Annotated in this window: 22 protein-coding genes; 3 read left to right on the top strand and 19 right to left on the bottom strand. The window is 68.9% G+C overall.

The features are described 5' to 3' along the window. Complete coding sequence (locus K313_RS0113820) at positions 1-786, top strand: hypothetical protein (RefSeq protein ID WP_205621874.1); 786 nt, start codon at positions 1-3, stop codon at positions 784-786. Between the two features lie 137 nt (positions 787-923). Here the strand turns inward: K313_RS0113820 and K313_RS0113815 are convergent, their stop codons facing one another. The 3 genes from K313_RS0113815 to K313_RS21165 are packed head-to-tail and all read right to left on the bottom strand — an operon-like array spanning position 924 to position 3861. Next, positions 924-1757, bottom strand: coding sequence for a coiled-coil domain-containing protein (locus K313_RS0113815; RefSeq protein ID WP_156911403.1), 834 nt, complete (start codon positions 1755-1757; stop codon positions 924-926). Between the two features lie 17 nt (positions 1758-1774). Further along, entirely contained in the window at positions 1775-3457 is a 1683-nt protein-coding gene (locus tag K313_RS0113810; protein WP_029212098.1) for a relaxase/mobilization nuclease domain-containing protein, read from the bottom strand. Then, entirely contained in the window at positions 3454-3861 is a 408-nt protein-coding gene (locus tag K313_RS21165) for a MobC family plasmid mobilization relaxosome protein (RefSeq protein WP_029212097.1), read from the bottom strand. Before K313_RS21165 ends, K313_RS0113810 begins: the two co-directional genes overlap by 4 nt. A 229-nt stretch (positions 3862-4090) precedes the next feature. Here K313_RS21165 and K313_RS21160 point away from each other — a divergent pair, with 229 nt between their 5' ends. Then, on the top strand, positions 4091-4405 hold the full coding sequence (locus tag K313_RS21160) for a hypothetical protein (RefSeq protein ID WP_034253258.1): 315 nt from the start codon (positions 4091-4093) through the stop codon (positions 4403-4405). A 167-nt stretch (positions 4406-4572) separates the two neighbouring features. Here the strand turns inward: K313_RS21160 and K313_RS23610 are convergent, their stop codons facing one another. From K313_RS23610 to K313_RS24535, 4 genes are all read right to left on the bottom strand, one after another. Beyond that, the gene (locus K313_RS23610) at positions 4573-4719 is read right to left on the bottom strand and encodes a hypothetical protein (RefSeq protein WP_156911402.1); all 147 of its coding nucleotides are present in this window, start codon (positions 4717-4719) and stop codon (positions 4573-4575) included. A 460-nt stretch (positions 4720-5179) separates the two neighbouring features. After that, positions 5180-5794: a recombinase family protein gene (locus tag K313_RS0113795; RefSeq protein WP_029212095.1), complete on the bottom strand. Its 615-nt coding sequence runs from the start codon at positions 5792-5794 to the stop codon at positions 5180-5182. Positions 5795-5890: 96 nt separating this feature from the next. After that, a complete protein-coding gene (locus tag K313_RS24540) occupies positions 5891-6502 on the bottom strand; it encodes a hypothetical protein (protein ID WP_240483989.1) in 612 nt (203 codons plus the stop codon). Continuing rightward, entirely contained in the window at positions 6499-7164 is a 666-nt protein-coding gene (locus K313_RS24535) for a TniQ family protein (protein WP_240483988.1), read from the bottom strand. The genes K313_RS24540 and K313_RS24535 overlap by 4 nt, the downstream gene beginning before the upstream one ends. A 247-nt stretch (positions 7165-7411) precedes the next feature. Here K313_RS24535 and K313_RS0113780 point away from each other — a divergent pair, with 247 nt between their 5' ends. Next, a complete protein-coding gene (locus tag K313_RS0113780; RefSeq protein WP_029212094.1) occupies positions 7412-7612 on the top strand; it encodes a hypothetical protein in 201 nt (66 codons plus the stop codon). Positions 7613-7663: 51 nt separating this feature from the next. Here the strand turns inward: K313_RS0113780 and K313_RS0113775 are convergent, their stop codons facing one another. The 12 genes from K313_RS0113775 to K313_RS23970 form a co-directional block, all read right to left on the bottom strand. Continuing rightward, positions 7664-8296 (bottom strand): vitamin K epoxide reductase family protein, encoded by a 633-nt coding sequence (locus K313_RS0113775; RefSeq protein WP_029212093.1) that lies wholly within the window; start codon positions 8294-8296, stop codon positions 7664-7666. After that, positions 8289-8966 carry a DsbA family protein gene (locus K313_RS0113770; protein ID WP_029212092.1) on the bottom strand — a complete coding sequence of 226 codons (678 nt, stop codon included), beginning with the start codon at positions 8964-8966 and terminating at the stop codon, positions 8289-8291. The genes K313_RS0113775 and K313_RS0113770 overlap by 8 nt, the downstream gene beginning before the upstream one ends. A 96-nt stretch (positions 8967-9062) precedes the next feature. Further along, positions 9063-9410 (bottom strand): DUF3703 domain-containing protein, encoded by a 348-nt coding sequence (locus tag K313_RS0113765; RefSeq protein WP_240483987.1) that lies wholly within the window; start codon positions 9408-9410, stop codon positions 9063-9065. Further along, positions 9407-10201 (bottom strand): cation diffusion facilitator family transporter, encoded by a 795-nt coding sequence (locus tag K313_RS0113760; protein WP_029212090.1) that lies wholly within the window; start codon positions 10199-10201, stop codon positions 9407-9409. The genes K313_RS0113765 and K313_RS0113760 overlap by 4 nt, the downstream gene beginning before the upstream one ends. Beyond that, on the bottom strand, positions 10198-11097 hold the full coding sequence (locus K313_RS0113755; protein ID WP_029212089.1) for a cation diffusion facilitator family transporter: 900 nt from the start codon (positions 11095-11097) through the stop codon (positions 10198-10200). The genes K313_RS0113760 and K313_RS0113755 overlap by 4 nt, the downstream gene beginning before the upstream one ends. Next, entirely contained in the window at positions 11094-11492 is a 399-nt protein-coding gene (locus K313_RS0113750; RefSeq protein WP_034253253.1) for an ArsR/SmtB family transcription factor, read from the bottom strand. Before K313_RS0113750 ends, K313_RS0113755 begins: the two co-directional genes overlap by 4 nt. Positions 11493-11589: 97 nt before the next feature. Next, positions 11590-12405, bottom strand: a complete 816-nt coding sequence (gene istB / locus K313_RS0113745; RefSeq protein ID WP_029212087.1) for an IS21-like element helper ATPase IstB — start codon at positions 12403-12405, stop codon at positions 11590-11592. Further along, positions 12405-14090, bottom strand: a complete 1686-nt coding sequence (gene istA, locus K313_RS0113740; RefSeq protein ID WP_029212086.1) for an IS21 family transposase — start codon at positions 14088-14090, stop codon at positions 12405-12407. The genes istB and istA overlap by 1 nt, the downstream gene beginning before the upstream one ends. Before the next feature lie 55 nt (positions 14091-14145). Then, positions 14146-15012, bottom strand: coding sequence for a TniB family NTP-binding protein (locus K313_RS0113735; RefSeq protein ID WP_338021332.1), 867 nt, complete (start codon positions 15010-15012; stop codon positions 14146-14148). Further along, on the bottom strand, positions 15009-16187 hold the full coding sequence (locus K313_RS21150; protein WP_240483986.1) for a Mu transposase C-terminal domain-containing protein: 1179 nt from the start codon (positions 16185-16187) through the stop codon (positions 15009-15011). The genes K313_RS0113735 and K313_RS21150 overlap by 4 nt, the downstream gene beginning before the upstream one ends. Positions 16188-16220: 33 nt before the next feature. Next, complete coding sequence (locus K313_RS24955; protein WP_034253249.1) at positions 16221-16712, bottom strand: DNA-binding domain-containing protein; 492 nt, start codon at positions 16710-16712, stop codon at positions 16221-16223. 320 nt (positions 16713-17032) lie between these two features. Continuing rightward, positions 17033-18268: hypothetical protein (locus tag K313_RS23970; RefSeq protein ID WP_029212084.1), on the bottom strand; the 1236-nt coding region annotated here is incomplete at its 5' end.

Raw genomic sequence — 18268 nt, 5'->3', positions numbered from 1 at the left:
GTGGATCCGCGCAACGCCGGCGACCTGAAGCTGCTCAACGACACCTACCGAGGACTGCCCGTTGAGGCAAACGTGGCCTTCCTCGACGAGTCCTACCGGCTGCGCAAAGACTGTCGCCCCGGCGAGCAACCGTTCTACGCAATCGCCGCCATCGTGCTGCCTGTGACCAGTCACCAAGCCGTCCGCGACAGCCTGCGCGACATTGCCGCTGGCACCTTCTGGCACACCGTCGACCTCCAGCAGAGTACCCAGGGTCGCGCCCAAATCGAGAAGATGACGGACTACCTGGCCAGCTACGCCGACCCGTGCGTGGTCGCTGTCCGGCATACCCCTCACGACGAGGAGGAAGCGGTCGGTATGCGAGCGACCAGCCTCACCGCGCTGCTCGCCGCTTTGGGTGGACTGGCCGCCGACCAGATCACAGCCGACCCGCACCGCATAGGCGCTCAGCCATCAATGCTCAAGCTCCCGGCGACCCACATGATGGTCCTGGAGAGGCAGCGCCGCCGTGAGGACACAGCCCGGGACCTGCACACAGTCACGGAGGCCCGCAGGAGGGGGCTGATCGGCCGTCACTATCCGGTGCGCCACGTCTCTCCAACCGTCGAGCACCTTCTCTGGCTACCCGACCTAGTCAGCCACATCTATCGTCGCTACATCACCCACGGCGAAGACCTCGTCACCCAACTAGACGCCCAGACCATCACCATCGACATGCCCGGAACAAAGAGCGACCCCCTGGGTGCCGCAGCATATATCCAGGGGGTAAGCCGACTGTTCCGTTAGGAAGGGCCGGTCTCTGCTCACTTACTAGTATCCCGCACCCCCCGCGTCAGCGCAACCTCCTGCGGCCGCCTAGCCTCGCATCAGATTTACTACCGCAGCAGGAACCCGTCCTGCCCCCGCCCCGCTGCGCAGGCCCGCTACCGGCTCTGCGCCCCCCGGCCCGCGGCACGGGCGGCCTGGGACTTGGTCTTGGTCCTGCGCGCCTTCGGTGCCCGCCCAGGATGGCCAGCGACCGCGTCCGTCGCCGGACGTCCCTGGGCCACATCAGCGCGCACCCGCGCGTCCACCGCGACGGGGTTCTCGATACCGTCGATGTCGTGAGCCAGCGCCTCACGGCGCTTAGCGCTGTCGTACGCGAGGCCCGCTTGGGCTCGCTGCTCGCGAGCCGTCTGCTCCTCGGTCTCCTCGCGGCCGCTGCCGACCTCTAGTGGGTCCTGGTCCCCTTCGGCGCCGGCCCGGCGTTCCCGTTCCAGCTCAGCGTAGGAGTCCAGAGCATCCGCTCCGGCCAGCAGCTCGACGGCCTCGGCCCGCTCAGCGCCGGCACGAGTCCGCTCCTCGCGGGCGTCCGCTTCGGCCCTCAGCTCGGTCAACCCCGCCGGACGCACGTCGAGGTCGACGCCATGGCGGGTCCGGGCCTGCTCCACGATCCGCTCGGCGGCTCGAGCCGCCAGAGGGTCGAGGTCTCGCCAGGCCATCGCCGTCGTGTAGGCCTCGGTCACGTCCTCGGCCGCGGCCGTGTCCCACCACCGATCGTGATGAACCGGGGCGAGCGCGGCTCGAGCCGCTTCACGCTCCGCCTGCAGCCGCGCAGCGCTCTCCCGCGCAGCCTGCTCGCTGCGGGCCTGCGCATCGCGAGACTCCTGCGCCAACCTGCGGGCCATCTGCTCACCCACCCGCGCCGCGGTCGACAGGGCGAGGTGGGTAACCCCCTGCAGAGCCTCGTCAATGCCGTCACTGTCGTGCGTGCTCATCCTCACCACTCCTTCATCTACCGGTTGATACCGGGATCGGGATCCCGCTTCGTCGACGTCGTCGCCGCCGTAGCCGGGCGCTGCGGCTCGATCCGGTTCGGGATCGGCGACCCCATCGGGGTTTGCGGACCTGCCTGGCCCTGGCGCGCGGTACGCACGGCCACGACCGCCTTCGTGGCCGCATGACCCACCGGGCCGGGATCGGGCAGCCGCGCCGAGACCGTCGCGAGCTCCCCCCGAATCGCCCGCTCGATCTCCGCTGCCCGCCGCGCGTCCTGGTCCGCCCGGTGCATGTCATGGACTGCCTTGGCCAAGTTCGCCAGCTGGCGCAGCATCGCCGCCTGGGCCACCGTCCCACGCCCGCCCTTCGACGCTGCGATAAGCAGCATCGCTGCCCCCGCGGCTGACGCCTTCGGCACCCGCTCCGGACGCACGGGGTGCCGGCGCAGCTCCGCCGTCTTCGCCAGCGCGTCCGCGGTCGCCGCCAACGGCCCGGGCGTGCCCTCGACGCGCGCCGACCATGCTGCGAACGCCCCCGACGTCTGACGGGCGACCCTCGCCCACGTATCCCGGTCCTCGATCGGGATCGACCGCAGCTGCTCCCGCAGCCGCTCCAAATCGGCACCGACCTCGCTCCACACCATCGGGTCCGGCTCGTGCACCTCGCGGCCTGGAGCGACGGGTCGACGGCCTCGACGAGCTGCGCCCCACTCGGCCGCCGCCGCGCTCGCCCCTTGCGGGGTGTCCGGCCACTCGGCGCGCAGACGCGGCAACGTCAGATCACGCGCCAGGTTGCCGCCGCCGTACCAAATCGGACGCTGGCCGGGCTCGGGCTTCGCCGCCACGCTGTAGCCGGTCACGACGTCGTGCGTGCCCTCGGCGTAGCGGGCGCGCACGAGCACACCTTGACGCCGCATCCGGCGCACGAACTCGGCCTCGTCGGCTGACGCGGTGGCGCACGCACGCACCGTCCGGGCGAGCGCCCACCGGGGCTGGTCGGCGGTGCGCTGGGCGGCTACCAGGCCGTCGCGTTCGTCCTTCGGCAGGCTCCACCAGGTGCGCGACTCGCTGCCCTGGCGGCGTGCTGCCTCGAACTTCCCACGGGCTCGACGGCGGGCGTCAGCCTCGATCTCGGCGGGGTGGTAGCCGCGACTCGCGCGGTCGCGCTGCGCGCTCTCCAAGCGCTGCAACCCGAACTCGGCCTCCAGCTCGCGGCACGCCTTCTGAGCCGCGCCGTAGTCCCCCCACACGTCCGCCTTGGTGCCGTCCTCGCGCACAAGGTTCACGACGAGGTGCACATGGTCGTTGCCCGCCTGGGAGACGCCGTGCCGCACGGCGACCCATCGCGTCGGCGCCTTCGTGCCCTCGTGGTCGTCGAGACCCATCTTGCGCACGAACGCCTCGCAGATCTCTCTCCACCGATCGTCGCTGAGTTGCCCCTCTTCCGCGCGCAACGACAGCGAGCAGTGCCACACATGGCCGCCCGCGACCTCGACGCCGAAGGCGCGTCGGGGGCGGTCCAGGTGTCGTGCAATCGCCAGGGCGTCGTTGCGACCAAGCTCGTTGTCATCGTGCCACGCCATCATCGCGGGGTCGCCCGCGACGAGGTGCGGCTCGGTGTGCTCATTGCGCTTGCCCGGACCCGTCAGGTAGACCATCAGACCGGCCATCCGGTCGCCCTTGGTGATGTTGGGGATCACGACGACAGCCTGTCCACCAGGGCGTCGATGCGCTCCGCGACGCGGCGCACGGCAGCCAGCACCTCGGGCGTCTGTGTGGGCATGTCGCCAGTCGAGTTCGCGGCCTTGGCGATCTGGTTCACGTTGTTGGCGATATTGGCGAGCAGACGGTGCACGCCGAACAACTCCGTGAGAAGCGCCGCGCGCGTCGTCGCGCTCTCAGCTGCCGCCTCACTGCCACCGGCAAGGGCCGAGTCGACGAGCAGCTTGGGCACGCTCACGCGGTATCGCAGAGCCAGGCGCAGCAACTGCGCCTCCTCCTCGGGGGTGACGCGCACGACGTGGCGGTGCTGGCGTCCACCCTCCACGCGGCGACGCCGCGACGGCTTGCGCTCGGCACCGACGCGCTCGACGTCATCGCTCATGAGCGTCTCACCTCCCTGCCAGCGCAGCGACCCGCCTCCTGCGGGATCGTCCACACCTCAGTGTAGCGGTGAAAGCCGATCCGGGCACCGGATCATATAGCTTGCTCCGTCCAGAGATCAGACCTGTTGGGCGAAGCAACGCGAAGGGCCGGCTCGTTCCAACGGCCGGGACGGGCACCGACACCGCGCATAGCCTGCCCACACGGTCACTCACCGATACGCTGAGAACATGGCAAAGTCACTCGACGTACAGACCACCGAAGCTAAGGCGCGGGAGCTCCTGGACAACCGCATCAGCTCCGTGCGCAAGCTCGTCGCCAGTCGTCAGGCACTGACCGACCTGCGCGAGCAGATTGCGGCCGCCGAGGACGACGATCTCAAGGCCTACCGCGACGCCCTCTCCGATGGCTGGTCGGCCGACGAACTTCGCCGCCTCGGACTCGACGAGCCCGACAAGAAGCGCCGCACCCGCCGCCGCCCACAAACACAGCGACAGTCCAGCCCGTCGGACGCCGCGTCTTATGCTGAAGGCGACCCTCAGTGAACGCAGCGCACCCATGCCCGCGGTGCTTCGTCGCCCGACCCATCAGCCCCGCCAAAGACCACGACTACCGTGATAGGGACGAGCACTGGCAGCACGTCCACGACGAGCTCCTTGCCCCGGCCATCGGCGCAGCCGGCTACGAGGTCGTCCCCCCTACTGCTGCCGGGTCAACCGTCATCCACGCAGCCATCATCGGCCACCTTCATGACTGCGAACTTGTTGTTGCGGACTTCTCCACCCTCAACCCAAACGTCCTCTTCGAGGCCGGCATCCGAACAGCCATCGGCAAGCCGCTCGTCATCGTCGCGGAGCACGGCACACGCCTCCCCTTCGACACCAACAGCGTCAACACCGTGTTCTACGACCCCGACCTCAACTCATGGGACCTCAGAGCCAAGATCGACGAGCTAAAGGCACACATCACGAAGACGGATACTGACAGTCGACTCCCGTTTCCTCGGGGCGCAAGTGTGCCGGCCTGTGCAGGGTCTTTCCCCAACGACACGCGCCTGATCAAGACAGAGGACTTTCGCTCATCGCCAGATCCGGTAAACGAGTGCCGACTCTCGTGGTTCGACTCGGCAGCGACCCGGTTGCCGCTGGGCCATTCGACGTGGGGAGGGCGACCCGTTCCGCAAGCCGAACCAGCTACGGACACGATGCGCATCAACACCCGTTACTACGCTTGCGAGGAAGCGGCCGTCCCGGTAGGTCCGTCCGGTGCTCGTCACCGGGACGGGGCCGGTATACGGCACCGACGGGGTTCGGTTCGTTCTACCGTCGAGAGAGGACTTTCTTGCCATCGTCTCGGAGCTCCCCGGCGGGTGAGACATGGCGGTAGAGAGTCTGCCGGGTGACGCCGAGCTCGGCACAGAGGTCCCCGACGTGGGTGTCGGGCTTGCCCATGGAGGCCATGGCGAGGCGAACCTTGGCGGGCGTCATCTTGAACGGCCGCCCACCGGTGCGACCGCGGGCACGGGCGGCGACCAGGCCGGCGGTGGTGCGTTCGGAGATCAGTTCGCGTTCGAACTCGGCCAGGGCGGCGAAGATGCCGAAGATGAGCTTGCCGGAGGCTGTGGTGGTGTCGATGGCCGCGCCCTGGCCGGTTAGGACCTTCAACCCGATCCCGTGCTCGGTGAGGTCGTGGACGATATTGACCAGGTGGCGCAGGTCCCGGCCGAGCCGATCCAGCTTCCACACCACCAGAGTGTCCCCATCGCGCAGCCCCTTCAGACACGCGGCCAGCTCGGGGCGGTCGTCCCTCTTCCCGGATGCCCGATCCTCATACACCCGTTCGGGACCGACGCCGGCGGCGATGAGGGCGTCGTGTTGCAGGTCGGTGGTCTGGGACCCGTCAGCTTTCGAGACCCGCATGTACCCGACAAGCATCGCGCTCTCCGTTCATCACGTATACGACCGTTTGCGTGACAGTCCGCAGCGGAACGGCTGCCCACGGCGTCTCTGTCACGTAACCCGTCACCTATTCTATGTCCTACGAAGGGTCCCCAACTCGCAAGATGTGACAGTCGTTGTCGGCCCGGCCGGCGTCTGGCGTGCACGCTGCTCTGCCAGCGTCCGTGGGAGGTGGTCGTCCGGGATGCCGAGGACGATCAGGTCATCGCGAATGCGTTGGAAGGTCACCTCGCTGCGAGTCAGGGCGGTGAGGGTTGCCAGCAGTTGCCGGGCCGGGGCGGGATCATGCTGGGCAAGGGCTACTGCCGTGCTGAGTGCGTCCTCGGCCTGCTGCCAGTAGTGACGATCTGGTGGGGTGCCGTCGGGTACGGGCCGGTGGGGCTCTGGAGTCAGCAGAGACGCGAGGGTGCCGTGGGCGGTGATCTCGCCGGTCTCGATGAGGTCAAGGGCGGCGGCAGCGGCTTCGAGGAGCATCTGCTGCTTGGGCCAGGGCAACGCTTCGTAGGGACGCCAGGGAGCGACCATGCCGGCGCGGACGGGGTGACCGGCCACGTGCCAGATGTGCCGGACGCTTCGGTGGGAGCGGGTGCGCAGCGCCGAGACGGGGGCGCAGAGCTCGTCGATGAGGGTGCGCAGCAGCCGACACCACACGCCCACGTGCACGGACCGGCGCGGCAAGGTCACCGTGCCGGTGCGCAGGGCCTGGTGGGTGCGTCGTCCATGGCGACGACCGCAGCCGGTGCCGCGCGGGCGCCGGTGTCCTGCTTCTCCCAGGCGACGAAGGCGCCAAGGCCGCCGAAGGCAGGGTCGAGGTGGCAGCCGTGGTGCGGGCAGCTGAGCGTGAGCGGCAGCTGGGAGATCAGGGTGAATCCGAAGGTGCCAGCCGCGGCGGTGCTCTGGCAGGTCGGGCAGGCCCGGCGCAGCGCCCCGTGCTTGGTGCTGGTCGGTAACCAGGCACGCCAGCCGGGCACCTGCCGCCGGGGTCGTTCCTTGGCGGTCAGGAGCACCGAGTTCTGGTGGACGTAGGTATCGAACGCCGCCCCGGGAACTGGCTCGGGGTCGAGGGTGTCCAGGAGCCAGGGCGCCTGCCCGGCGACCGTCATGTGGCGCAGCTGGTCCAGCGGGACGCCGGTGCGGGCGGCCAGCGTAGGAAGCACCCCTGCGGGTGGGGTTAGGTCCAAAGCGCTGGTGTGGTCTTCAGGAAGACCGAAGCCTCCCGGTGGGCCGAGGTTGTGCCGGATGAGCTCCTCAGCGCTGAAGCCGTAGACCTCGGCCAGCCGGCTGAGCCAGGACGTCAGCGCCTCGCCCTCACCTGGTGGTGGGTGCAGGGGCCAGCGGCCCGTCATGCCAGCTCGCGCTCGAACATTCGGCGCCGTTCGGTGGGGCCGACGTAGGGCGCCATGAGCAAGGTTCGTTGGTTGATCGCCTCCTCGCCGGACTCGATCGCTGCCACCGCGGCGTCGGTGAGCAGGTGGGTGAGTTCTCCGATGGTGTGACTATGTCAACTCGAAGTGGCCCCATGGTGACGGCTTGATCTGGCCCCGGCCGGTGGTGGTACGGGCGTGATGGCTTGTCACGCCCTCGGACTGGGGGGTGCCGTTCATCCTCGCGGCGGCCGGGATCGAACGCTTCGCACGCGTGTCGGGTTGGGTGCGCGACCGCCATCGCCTCGTCCAGTTCGTCGGGGGCGGGCTGCTCGTCGTCGTGGGCGTGCTGCTACCCACCGGTGTCTGGGAAGACCTCACCCGATGGCTCCAGGCCGAGCTCGTGTCGGGCTTCCAGGTGCCGATCTGAGGCATCTGGCGACCATGGCGGTCGGATCGCGACCAAGGCCGCGAGCAGCGTTCAGCTGCCGAGCGTCACCCAGTAGTCCCAGAACCGGACAGCGATGAGTGCGGCGATGACCACGAGCCATACCGTGATCACGCTGGGACTGTAGGACGCGACCTGCCGAAGGCGCGCCGGGAACGGAATCCGACCGGTTCTGACGTTCTGGGCGGTGGTCGTGACGAACGCGGTGATGGCCGCGACCCAGACGATCATGCAGTAGGGGCACAGGGCGCCGATGCGGTACAGGCTCTGGAGGATCAGCCAGTGCACGAACACGACCCCGAGGGTGGTGCCGGCCTGGATGCCCCACCAGAACCATCCCGGCAGTGCCGCCCGGGTGAGCAGGACCACGCCGATGGTCAGCAGGGCCGTGAACCCGGCGACGCCGAGGATGGGGTTGGGGAACCCGAACGCGGCGGCCTGGTCGGTGTTCATGACCGACCCGCAGGACAGCACCGGGTTGATGCTGCAGGAGGGCACGTAGGCCGGGTCCGTGAGCAGGGCGATCTTCTCGAGGAGCAGGACGAACGCGGCGACCAAGCCGACCACGCTGGCGAGCGTCAGGACCCAAGCCGTGCCCCGACCCACGATTCGGTCCTGCTGGGTCGTTGCTGGTGCGTCTGCTCGGCCTGGTGCCGGTTCAGCCATTGAGGGCGGCGTCGATCTGGTCGCGGAAGTCCTGGACCGAGGACGGCTGCAGCTTCTTGCCGTTGAGGAAGAACGTGGGGGTGCCTTCCACGCCGAGGTCGAGGCCGTCCTGCCGGTCCCGTTCCACCCGCTCCTGGGTGGCCTTGGCGGCGACGGCCTTGTCGTAGGCGGCCATGTCCAAACCGAGTTCTTGGGCGAACCCGCGGAACAGGGACGCCTTGGAGTCCTGCTGCTCACCCCACGTCTCCTGCGTGTCGTACATGCGCTTGTACATGTCCTCGAACTTGCCCTGCTGGGCAGCGGCCTCAACAGCCAGAGCGGAGTTGACTGCGTTGGCGTGGCTGGGGATCGGGAAGTAGCGCACGACGAAGTCGACCTTGCCGGCGTACGTGGTGCGCAGCTCCTCCACGACGGGGTAGGCCGCACGGCAGGACTCGCACTCGAAGTCGAGGAACTCGACCAGCGTCACCTTGCCCGTCCCTGCGGCTCCGAGCCGGTGGCTGTCGTCGCGCACCAGCTTGCCCGTCCCCGCCCCGGCTCCGGTGGCCGCACCGGCGGCGTCGGCGGGGTCGGCCTTCTTGGGTGACAGTGCCAGGGCTCCAGCGATGAAGGCCACGAGCAGGGCGACGACGGCGGCGGAGACGAGGGCGTTGCGTTTCACGGGTGTCACAGGGGTCAGCTCCAGGTAAGTCAGGAAGGGCAGGGGGCTCGTGGGGCGAACGGGTCGGGGGCCCGGTCAGGTTCCCCGGGGTGGGAGGAAGCCGCGTCAGCGGTGGGTGAGGAGTTCGGCGAGATCTTGCGGGACGGGCATCGGCTGGGTCAGCGGGACGGTGGCGCGGCCGGTGTTGCCCTCGGGGTAGCGCCCGAGCGCGGATCCGGGTGCGGCGACTAGCAGCCGCAGGACCTGCCCGGCGGCTTCGCGGCGGTCGTGCTCGCTCCACGCCAGAGCGAACATGACCGCGTGGGCGCGGGTGTGCGGCCAGGCCCAGGGTTGGGACAGGATGTGCGCCCGTTCCAGCGCCGCCCACCGTTGCCCGCTCGTGGTGGCCGTGCGGGCGTGGCGCAGCTCGGCGTCGAACGCCGCACGGATCTGGGCTGGCATGCGGCGGCTCACGAGTGGTCCTCGCGCCGGGCGAGGGTCACGGGGGTGGGTGCCGCCTGTCGGTCCGCTGCCTGGTCGACGCCGCTCGTCGAGGTGGTGCAGCAGTCATCCGCGGCGCATTGCGAGGCTGAGGTCGTGGTGTCGGTGTCAGCACCGGCCCCCATGGCAGAGAGCGCCGCCGGGGCGCAGCAGTCGTCACCCTGCCAGTTCTGCCAGCCCTCGCGGGCCGCGACGGCCGCGATGATCAGGGCAGCGAGCGGGTCGGCCCAGAACCAGCCGAGGGTGGCGTTGAGCACCAGGCCGACCAGCAGCACCGCGGACAGGTAGGTGCACAGCAGGGTCTGGGTGCCGTCGCCCTCGACAGCGGCCGAGCCAAGCTCGCGACCGGTGCGGCGCTGCCACACGCTGAGGAAGGGCATCACCGCCAGGGAGGCGAGGGCCAGGCCGATCCCGACGGGGCTGGAGTCAGGGCGGGCGCCGGTGATCAGGGCGTGCCCGGCCTCGACGGTGAGGTAGGCGGCCAGGGCGAAGAACGAGATGGCGATGAGGCGCTGCGCCGCGCGTTCCCGGCTCTCTGGCAGGCGGTGGCGGAACTGCCACAGGATCACCAGCCCGGAGGACACCTCGACCAGGGAGTCCAGGCCGAACCCGACCAGCGCGGAGGAGCCGGCGATATTCCCGGCGGTGATCGCGATGACGGCCTCGACGGTGTTGTAGGCAACGGAGGCAGCGGCGAGCAGCTGGGCGCGGCGCATCAGGGTCGCGCGCCGTTCGGGGGTGGTCAGGGCGGTCCATGTGGTCACCAGGTGACCTCCTTGCATCCGGTGTGGGTGTTGGGTTCGACCTGGAGGGTGGCGTGCTCGACGCCGAAGCTGGTGAGCATGACCGTTCGGGCGCTGTCCAGGACGGCGTGCGCGTCCGCGCCCTCACTGGTCATCAGGTGGGCGGTGGCCACGTTCATCCCCGAGGTGAGGGTCCACACGTGCAGGTCATGCACGTTGCTCACACCCGGGACGGCTGCCAAGGCGGCTTCGACGTCGTCCGGTGCCATGTCCGCGGGCGCGTGCTGCCCCAGGACCGTGAGGACCTCCCGGCCCAGGATGATCGCGCGGACGGCGACGAAGATGGCGATGGCCAAGGCGATGCCGGTGTCCCACCACGCGTTTCCGGTCGCGGCCACCATGACCCCGGCGACGATGACGCCAACAGAGCCGACGGTGTCGGCGACGACCTCGAGGTAGGCGCCCTTGACGTTCAGGCTGTCGCTGGCCCCGCCGCGCAACAGCAGCAGGGCGATGATGTTGACCACCAGGCCGATGCCGCCGACGATCAGCATCGGCCCCGAGGCGATCTCCGCCGTGGCGCCGATGCGCCCGATGGCCTCCACCGCGATGTAGACCGAGACCCCGAGCATCAACAGGACAGCCAGGCCGGAGGCGAACACCTCGGCACGGTAGGACCCGAACGTGCGACGACCGGTGCTGTCCGGGCGAGAGGCGATCCGGGTGGCCACCAACGCCGCACCGAGCGCGACCACGTCGGCGGCCATGTGCCCGGCATCGGAGAGCAGCGCCAATGACCCTGACAGCAGACCTGCCACCAGCTCGACGACGAAGTAGCCGGCGACGAGGATGAACGCCAACCGCAGCCGCCACCGATGCGCCCCGCCCGCGCTTCCGTGGCCGTGTCCGTCGCTCACCGGATCGCCTGGGCTGACGCGATGCCGGCTGCTTGGTCGTGGGCGATGTGCTCCCTGGTCAGGTCCAGCAGCATCCGCACGTGGGCGTCCGCGAGCCGGTAGAACACCAACCTGCCCTGCCGGCGACCGGTCACCACCGCGGAGGCGCGCAGCATCCGCAACGACTGCGACACCGTCGCCTCCTGCACACCGGTCGCGGCGGCCAGGTCGCACACGCACAGCTCACCGGCCTCGAGAAGCGCGAACAGCAACCGCGCCCGGGTCGGGTCGCCGAGGAGCTTGAACATGCTCGCCGCCCGCGCCAGCTCATCTGCCGGGAGCGTGGCATCCAGCACGAGCTGGACCTTCTCCGGGTGAACGCAGTGGACCGAACAGCCATCCAACCCAACAACCATGTCATCTGAGCGCATGATCAGATAATAGGGAATGAGCCGCCAGGGTCAAGTCCGCGAGGAGAAGCATCGAGCGATGCCCGCCCATAGAGCCGCACGGTCATACGACAACGTTGGCCCGGGCGTGGGCGAGCCGGTAGGAGTGGGTGCCGGTTTCGATGATGGTGCCGTTGTAGGTGAGCCGGTCCACGATCGCGGCGCACAGGCGGGGGTCGGTGAAGGTGTCGGTCCACCCGGAGAACGACTGGTTCGAGGCGATCGCGATGGAGTTCTTCTCTTCGCGTTCGGTGAGGACCTGGAAGAGAAGTTCGGCGCCGCGGCGGTCGAGTTCCATGTAGCCGAGCTCGTCGATCATGAGCAGGTCGACCCGGCCATAGCGGGCGATGGTCTTGGCGAGCTGTTTGTCGTCGGCGGCTTCGACGAGCTCGTTCACGAGCTTGGTGGCCAGTGTGTACCGAACCCGGTACCCCTGCTCGGCGGCCGCCGTCCCCAGGGCGATGAGCAAGTGGGACTTGCCGGTGCCGGAGTCCCCGATCAGGCACAGCGGGTCGCCTCGGCGGATCCAGTCGCCCTTGGCGAGTTCGTGCACGGTCGCGGGGTTGATCGCGGTGTTGGCGTCGAAGTCGAAGTCCCCGAGCCACTTGTCCCGCGGGAACCCGGCCGCCTTGACCCGGCGCACCGACGAGCGTCGGTCCCGGTCGTCGACCTCGGCCAGCAGCAGCTCGGCCAGGAAGCCTTGGTAGGTCAGCTGCTCCTTCTTCGCCACCGACAGGGCCTCGTCGACCAGGGCCCGGATCGTGGGTAACCGAAGTCGGCGGCAGGCCTGGTCGACCGCGGCGATCGCGGCCTCTTCGGTCATCCCACGCCGGCGGCGCAACGTTGGACTGACCGGGGTGGCCACCGGTGTCGGGCTCATCAGCTGGTGCTCGCTTTCACATCAGGGGTGGGAGGGGTGGTGGTGCGTCGTCGTGGGAGCAGTTCGTCGTAGGCGACCACGGACGGGATCGGCCGGGTATCGGGTGGGAGACCGGCGATCACTGCGGCAGGGTCGGTCAGGCGGCGTTGGGTCAGACTGACAACGCGTTGCTCGCGCGTATCGCCTCGAGCAACGTGATGACGGTCAGAGCTGGCCCCACCCGTCGCCGTGGTGGTGTCGGGGGTGTGTCGGCGGGCTTCGACCGCGACGACGTCCGCGGACACCGCGCCCACGGTCAGGGCGGCGGCGATCCCGGCGGTGACCTGCTCGGCTGTGAGGGAGCGGTGGAGCAGCAGGACGTCGACGAGCTCACGCGTGCCGTCAGCGTCGCCGTTGACCTTCCGGCTGGCCGCCCAGAACGCCTCATGCGCCGAGGTGAACACCCCTGCAGCGCGGGCTTGCGCCAGAGCAGTAGATCCGGGAAGGGCGCCGGGCTTGAACCGCAACACCTCTAGGTAGTGATCCAGGACGACCCGGCTGGTGCCCCGGGCCACGACCCGTGGGTGCATAGCCACCACGGTGCGGCCCTCGAACACGACCACCTCGGTCGCGCGCAGGCTGACGCGCACGCGGCGACCGATCAGGTGCGCCGGGACGGAGTACTTCACCATCCGCACACTGATCATCGAGGACCGGTCCACGCGAGGGTTCAGCACCAGTCCCGGTTCGAACACCTCCATCGGCAGCGGCCTGAGCAGGGGTTGTTCGGCGGTGAAGTCGTGCCCGATCGTGTTCAGGCGACCACTGATCCGCCGGTCCTCGTCGGCGGCCTCCCACGCCTTGATCTGCTCGTTCAGCTGGTCAAGCGAATCGACCTCAGGCATGGGGACCAGGTGGTTGCGGCGGAACCACCCGACCGCGCCCTCGACGCCGCCCTTCTCATGGGCGCCCTCGATGCCGGACTGGCAGTAGAACGCGTCAAAGCCGTAGTGCGACCGGAACAGCACCCACCGGTCGTTCTCGTTGCGGGCACGGCCCGGTCCGTGGATGACGGCCGTGACTGCGGAGGTGAGGTTGTCGTACTTGATGTGCTTCGTGGGGATCCCGCCGATCGCGTCGAACGCCTCAATATGCCCTTGGAGGAACGCTTCCTGCGCCTGGGTGGGGTACACACGGTGGATCGCCTTCCCGGAGTGGGAGAGCCACAGGACGAACATGTAGCACTTGGTCCTCACCCCGCCCAAGACGACCCAGACCTCACCGAAGTCGACCTCGGCCTCCCCACCCGGGCCGTGGTGTTGGGCGATGAACGCCTCAAGGCGGCGTCCGCCCTCGAGGTCGATCTGTGCCCGCCGGACCCGCACGTAGTCCCGCACGGTCGAGTACGACAGACCGGTCGCGGCCTGCTCGTCGACGAGGCGAGCGAGGATCCGGGTCGCGGTATGCCGTTGCTTCCTCGGCGCGTCCAGATCCGCGCGGAGCATGCCGTCGATGGCGTCCTTGAACGGGTCCAACCGCGGTGCCGACCGTGTCGGTGCCTTCCGTGGTGCCGGCTCCGCTGATGCCAGCGCGTGCCTTACGGTGCGCCGGTGCACCCCGTGACGGCGGGCCAGTTCGCGGATCGAGATCTCCTCGACCCGCGCGTCCCGACGTATCGCAGCGAACAACTCCACACGTGATCCCATCCCAACCCCGATCCCTCGAGTGCTCTGATTTGAGCAAGGCTGGGGTGGGGCCAGATCAAACCGTCACAACCACCCCGGCGAGTCGCCAGTGGGGCCAGATCAGGCCGTCACGATGGGGCCAGATCAACCTGTCACAGTCAATGGTGCCCTCACTGCGGGAGACCAGGTAGCGGGCCATGTCCTCAGTGGCGATCGTCGAGGGGCGGCGTAGCGGGAAGGCCGCAGCGAAGCTGGCCAACAGCGTGCGGGTCTCCTCGTTCGATTCCCAGCGGGGCAGGGTGAACGGCTCGAAGCGGTTCTCCAGCTGATCATCGGAGCGGATCGCCAGATAGGCCTCGCGGGTCCCGACCCCCACGAGCGGGATGCGCAGCTCGTTGCCCAAGAACCGGATGAGGTTGAGGAACTCGCGCCGAGTCTCACCGCGCCCAGCCAGGAGGTTATGCAGTTCGTCGATGACCAGGACCCGCACCCCGACCGCGCGCAGGAGCGCCAAGGTGACCTGCTCCAGCTCGGCCAGCCGCTGGCGCGGACGTAGCGGTGCTCCCATCGCGGCCAGCAGCGCGACGTAGAAGCGGATCACCGAGGGCTCTGAAGGCATCTGCACCGCGAGCACCGGCATCTGCTCACGATCGGCGTGGGACGTGGCCGGGTGGAGGCGGCGGAACTTCTCGATGATCATCGACTTACCGTTGTTCGTCGGGCCGATCAGCAACAGGTTGGGCATGCGCTGGTTGCCGGGCCACGCGTACAGCGTCTCCAGTCGCTCCAGCGCCGCGGTGGCGCGGGAGTAGCCGATCCACCGGTCGGCGCGCACGTGCCGCAGCCGCTCATCCGCCGGCAGCCGGGCCACGGCCCGGGCACTGGCGTGCAGATGACCAAGGTCGCCATCCGCGACGTCCTCGACTGTCCGGTCCTGGCTCACCACTGCTCGATCACCTCGAACGGCGCCACGGACCCCGCATCAGTGGCACTGGCCCTGCCGGCGTCACCAGCCGGGATGTCCTCGGGCGGGACCGCCACGGCGGGCTTGTCCCGTGGGCCTGCGGCACCCGCTTTGCTGCGGCGTTCAGCGTCTCGGCGGGCCTTGCGTGTGGTCGATTTGGCGGTGTCGGCAATGGTGCGCATCTGTTCGACCATCCGGAACAGCGCCTCCTCATCGACCTGCGCCCGGCCCTCTGCCCGGAGCCGTTCCACCGCGGCGCGGTGCTCCCACACACTCACCGCCGGATGGGATTGCGTGCGGTAGGGAACCGTCAGGTAGGACCCGCCCTCGGGGTCGAGCACCCAGATACGGCTGATGTCGCGCGGATCGCGGCGGATCACGAACCGGTCCAGCTGACCGCGGCGGGCGATCCACGGCTTGAGCGCGTCGCTGAAATAGCGCACGTGGTCGATGACGAACCCGGTGCGCGTCAGCGTCCTGCGGATCACCGGCAGGAAGTCCACCAAGAAGGCGGTCTCGTTGGCCACCGTCACCGCAGGCGTCTGGGCCGTGCCAGCGGCCCAGCGGGCCTGTGGCGTCTGCGCGATCGTGCCGTGGATCTTGCCGTGGTAGCTCGCCACCGCGAGGGCCAGCCACTTCTCCAGCTCCGCGACCGTCAAGGCGGCCTTGGCCTCGGAGTCGTAGCTGCCGCGCTGGGCTGGGTTGGAGAACGTCGTGCCGGGCAGCTCGTGGACCATCTCCATCAGCGTGCCGATGACCCGCTCGATGATGCCGCCGTAGTGCGGGCGTCCAGGTGGCCGGTAGCGCAGCGTGATCCCGTGTTGCTCACAGCCCCGCCGCAGGGCCTCGCTCTTGAACTCCGCCGCGTTGTCCAAGTACAACTCGCCGGGCTTGCCCGCCATCGGCCAGCCCGCCTCGATGTCCAGGTGCTCCAGCCATGCCCGCTTGTCGGTGACCATGTGCGCCAGGCACAACCCCACCGACAGCGCCGAGGGTGCCTCCAGGGTGATTACCAGGCCCACGATGCACCGGGAGAAGACGTCGATCGCGACCGTCACGTACGGCCGCCCGATCGGCAAACGGTGGTGCTCATCGACCACGATCAGGTCCACCACGGTGTGATCGATCTGTACCTGCTCCAGCACCCCGGACACCGGTGGCACCTGCCCACCGGCCGACTCCAGCGCTCAGGCCGCGCCTGCTCCCCGACGCGCTGTTGTCTCGGCGTGTGGGTCAAGGACCGCGATGCGGCGCGTAATCGCGCCGAGTGAAGGCACTGGCAGGCCGCGGGTGCGGCACACCCGCGTGATCTCGCGGTGCACCGCGGCGGTCGTCTTGCGCTGCCGTGTCAGGTAGTGCTTGCGCAGGACCTCCCGAATGACCGCCTCGACCTCGGCCGACAGCCGCTGACCGCCGCGGCCACCGCTGGAGCGACCCGGGAGCAGATCGGAGACCACACCTTGTCCCTCGCGCCACCGACGCAGCAAGACATAGACCTGCCTACGCGAGATGCCCAGCTGCTCGACGGCCGCCTCCATTGCCTCCGCACCGGCCGTCCCGGCCTCGGCCAGCGGGCCGATCACCTCCGCCCGGCGCACCGCCAGCGCCCACACCTCTTCGGGGACGGTCAGTAGACCAAGCTCAGGAACTCGGTCCTCATCGACCGTTTCGTCGTGCACAGCACTATGGAATAACAAGCCGATCGTGCACACGGGTACGGACACGCCGGGCGATCAAACTTCTGTGCACACTGCCTCGAACGTGCAGGTCACCTGTGCAGACGACTTCGGACATTCACACCCGAACAATCACCGCTAGTCCCTTCCCAAAAACGGTCGTTTTCGGCGCGGTTGACACGCCGTCGGGGCGGCTCGGAATCGAGGGCCGCTATCACAGGCTGCTGGAGGAGGTGTTTCAGTGGGCCGGGGTTTCGAATCAGGACGGTGCGTGTTATTGGTGCTGGACAAGCACGAGCCCGTCTCAGGAGCGTCCTGGTGCGTCAGGTCTTGCGGATGATGTTGGTGAAGCCGGCGATGAAGAGGGTGATGAAGGCCCAGGTGATGAGACCGAGGGTCCAGCCCCCAAATTGGATGATGGTTCCTGGCCAGGTGTCGAGGACGGGTCGGCAGGTGTCGCGGGCGCCGGTGCGGACGAGGGGGAGGAAGCCGTCGAGGGCGTAGCTGATGCGTTCTGCGGCGCCGCATGGTCCGCCGCCACCCGCGGTGGTGTGAGCGAGTCCGCCCTGGCCGCCGAGGGTGAGGGCAAGGAGTATGGCAAGGAAGGTGGCGCCGCTGGCCCAGATGAGGGCTCGCCAGGGCTGGTAGCCGTATTTCAATGTCAGGCCGGTGAACCGGGCCCACGCGCGTGAGCCGCGGGTCAGGCCGCCGGCGGCGATCTGGTGTTCACGCTGAGTGATCAGGACGGTGCGCGTTTCCTCGTCGTGGCCCGCCGCCCTAGTCGCGGCGGCGAGGTGTTGGTAGGGCTGTGCTCGGTACCCGGTCGTACCCTTGCGCAGCAGCCCCAGCCAGTGCCGTGAGTGCAGGGGAAGGCCCGCTGGGCCGGTCGGCGTGTTGGTATAGGTGAGATCTTCAACAGCCCACAATTGACGACGCTCGGGATCGATCGCAGCGTTGATGAGGTCGAGGTCCAGGACCAGGTTTCCGCGGATGGTGGCACCGATAAATCGCACCGTGCCCTTGGCCACTCCGTCAGCTCCCTTCTCCTCGCTCTCAGTGCCCTTGATGTCACCTTCCGCGGGGATGCCGGGCGGGGAGGTGAGAGTGGCGCCGTCCAGTCGTAGGCCACGATCGGTGGTGATGCGGGGGGCCGACAAGGCAGGCCCACTTACACTCTCTACGCTTGTGCCAGCCAGGGAGAGCATGCCGCCGATGTGAGCGCCGGCCAGCCGGACCGCGCCCTGGGGCCCGGAGCCGGTGATGTGGCACTTGTCGAGCAGCATGTTTGCCCCCGTGACCAGGCTGGGCGCGTTCAGGCCCGGGCCGGCCACCCCATCCTCAGTTGAGACCGGGGCGGTGTGCTCGATCTGGGCGCCAGTCAGGACGAGGCGGCCACCGATGCGGGCATGCGCCAGTTGGATCACGCCCCACTTCCCGCTCCCTCGAGCCGTCAAGATTTGCCCGGTCTCCGAGTCGCTGGCGATCAGGTCCTCAACGACTCGCATTGCGCTTAATTGCAGGGCGGGCCCGGAATCGTTGGTCAGGTCCGCGGCGGTCAT

This window comes from Arsenicicoccus bolidensis DSM 15745 (genome assembly GCF_000426385.1).
Classification (GTDB): Bacteria; Actinomycetota; Actinomycetes; order Actinomycetales; family Dermatophilaceae; genus Arsenicicoccus; species Arsenicicoccus bolidensis.
The sequence above is the reverse complement of the archived record's forward strand: the minus strand, read 5'-3'. Positions and strand labels throughout refer to the sequence as shown.

What these genes read in the sequence shown, in the direction of transcription:
- K313_RS21165 (WP_029212097.1), bottom strand. Translation starts at nt 3,861, where the DNA reads ATGAGCGATGACGTCGAGCGCGTCGGTGCCGAGCGCAAGCCGTCGCGG.
- K313_RS0113815 (WP_156911403.1), bottom strand. Translation starts at nt 1,757, where the DNA reads ATGAGCACGCACGACAGTGACGGCATTGACGAGGCTCTGCAGGGGGTT.
- K313_RS0113795 (WP_029212095.1), bottom strand. Translation starts at nt 5,794, where the DNA reads ATGCTTGTCGGGTACATGCGGGTCTCGAAAGCTGACGGGTCCCAGACC.
- K313_RS21160 (WP_034253258.1), top strand. Translation starts at nt 4,091, where the DNA reads ATGGCAAAGTCACTCGACGTACAGACCACCGAAGCTAAGGCGCGGGAG.
- K313_RS0113750 (WP_034253253.1), bottom strand. Translation starts at nt 11,492, where the DNA reads ATGGTTGTTGGGTTGGATGGCTGTTCGGTCCACTGCGTTCACCCGGAG.
- K313_RS24535 (WP_240483988.1), bottom strand. Translation starts at nt 7,164, where the DNA reads ATGACGGGCCGCTGGCCCCTGCACCCACCACCAGGTGAGGGCGAGGCG.
- istB (WP_029212087.1), bottom strand. Translation starts at nt 12,405, where the DNA reads ATGAGCCCGACACCGGTGGCCACCCCGGTCAGTCCAACGTTGCGCCGC.
- K313_RS0113775 (WP_029212093.1), bottom strand. Translation starts at nt 8,296, where the DNA reads ATGGCTGAACCGGCACCAGGCCGAGCAGACGCACCAGCAACGACCCAG.
- istA (WP_029212086.1), bottom strand. Translation starts at nt 14,090, where the DNA reads ATGGGATCACGTGTGGAGTTGTTCGCTGCGATACGTCGGGACGCGCGG.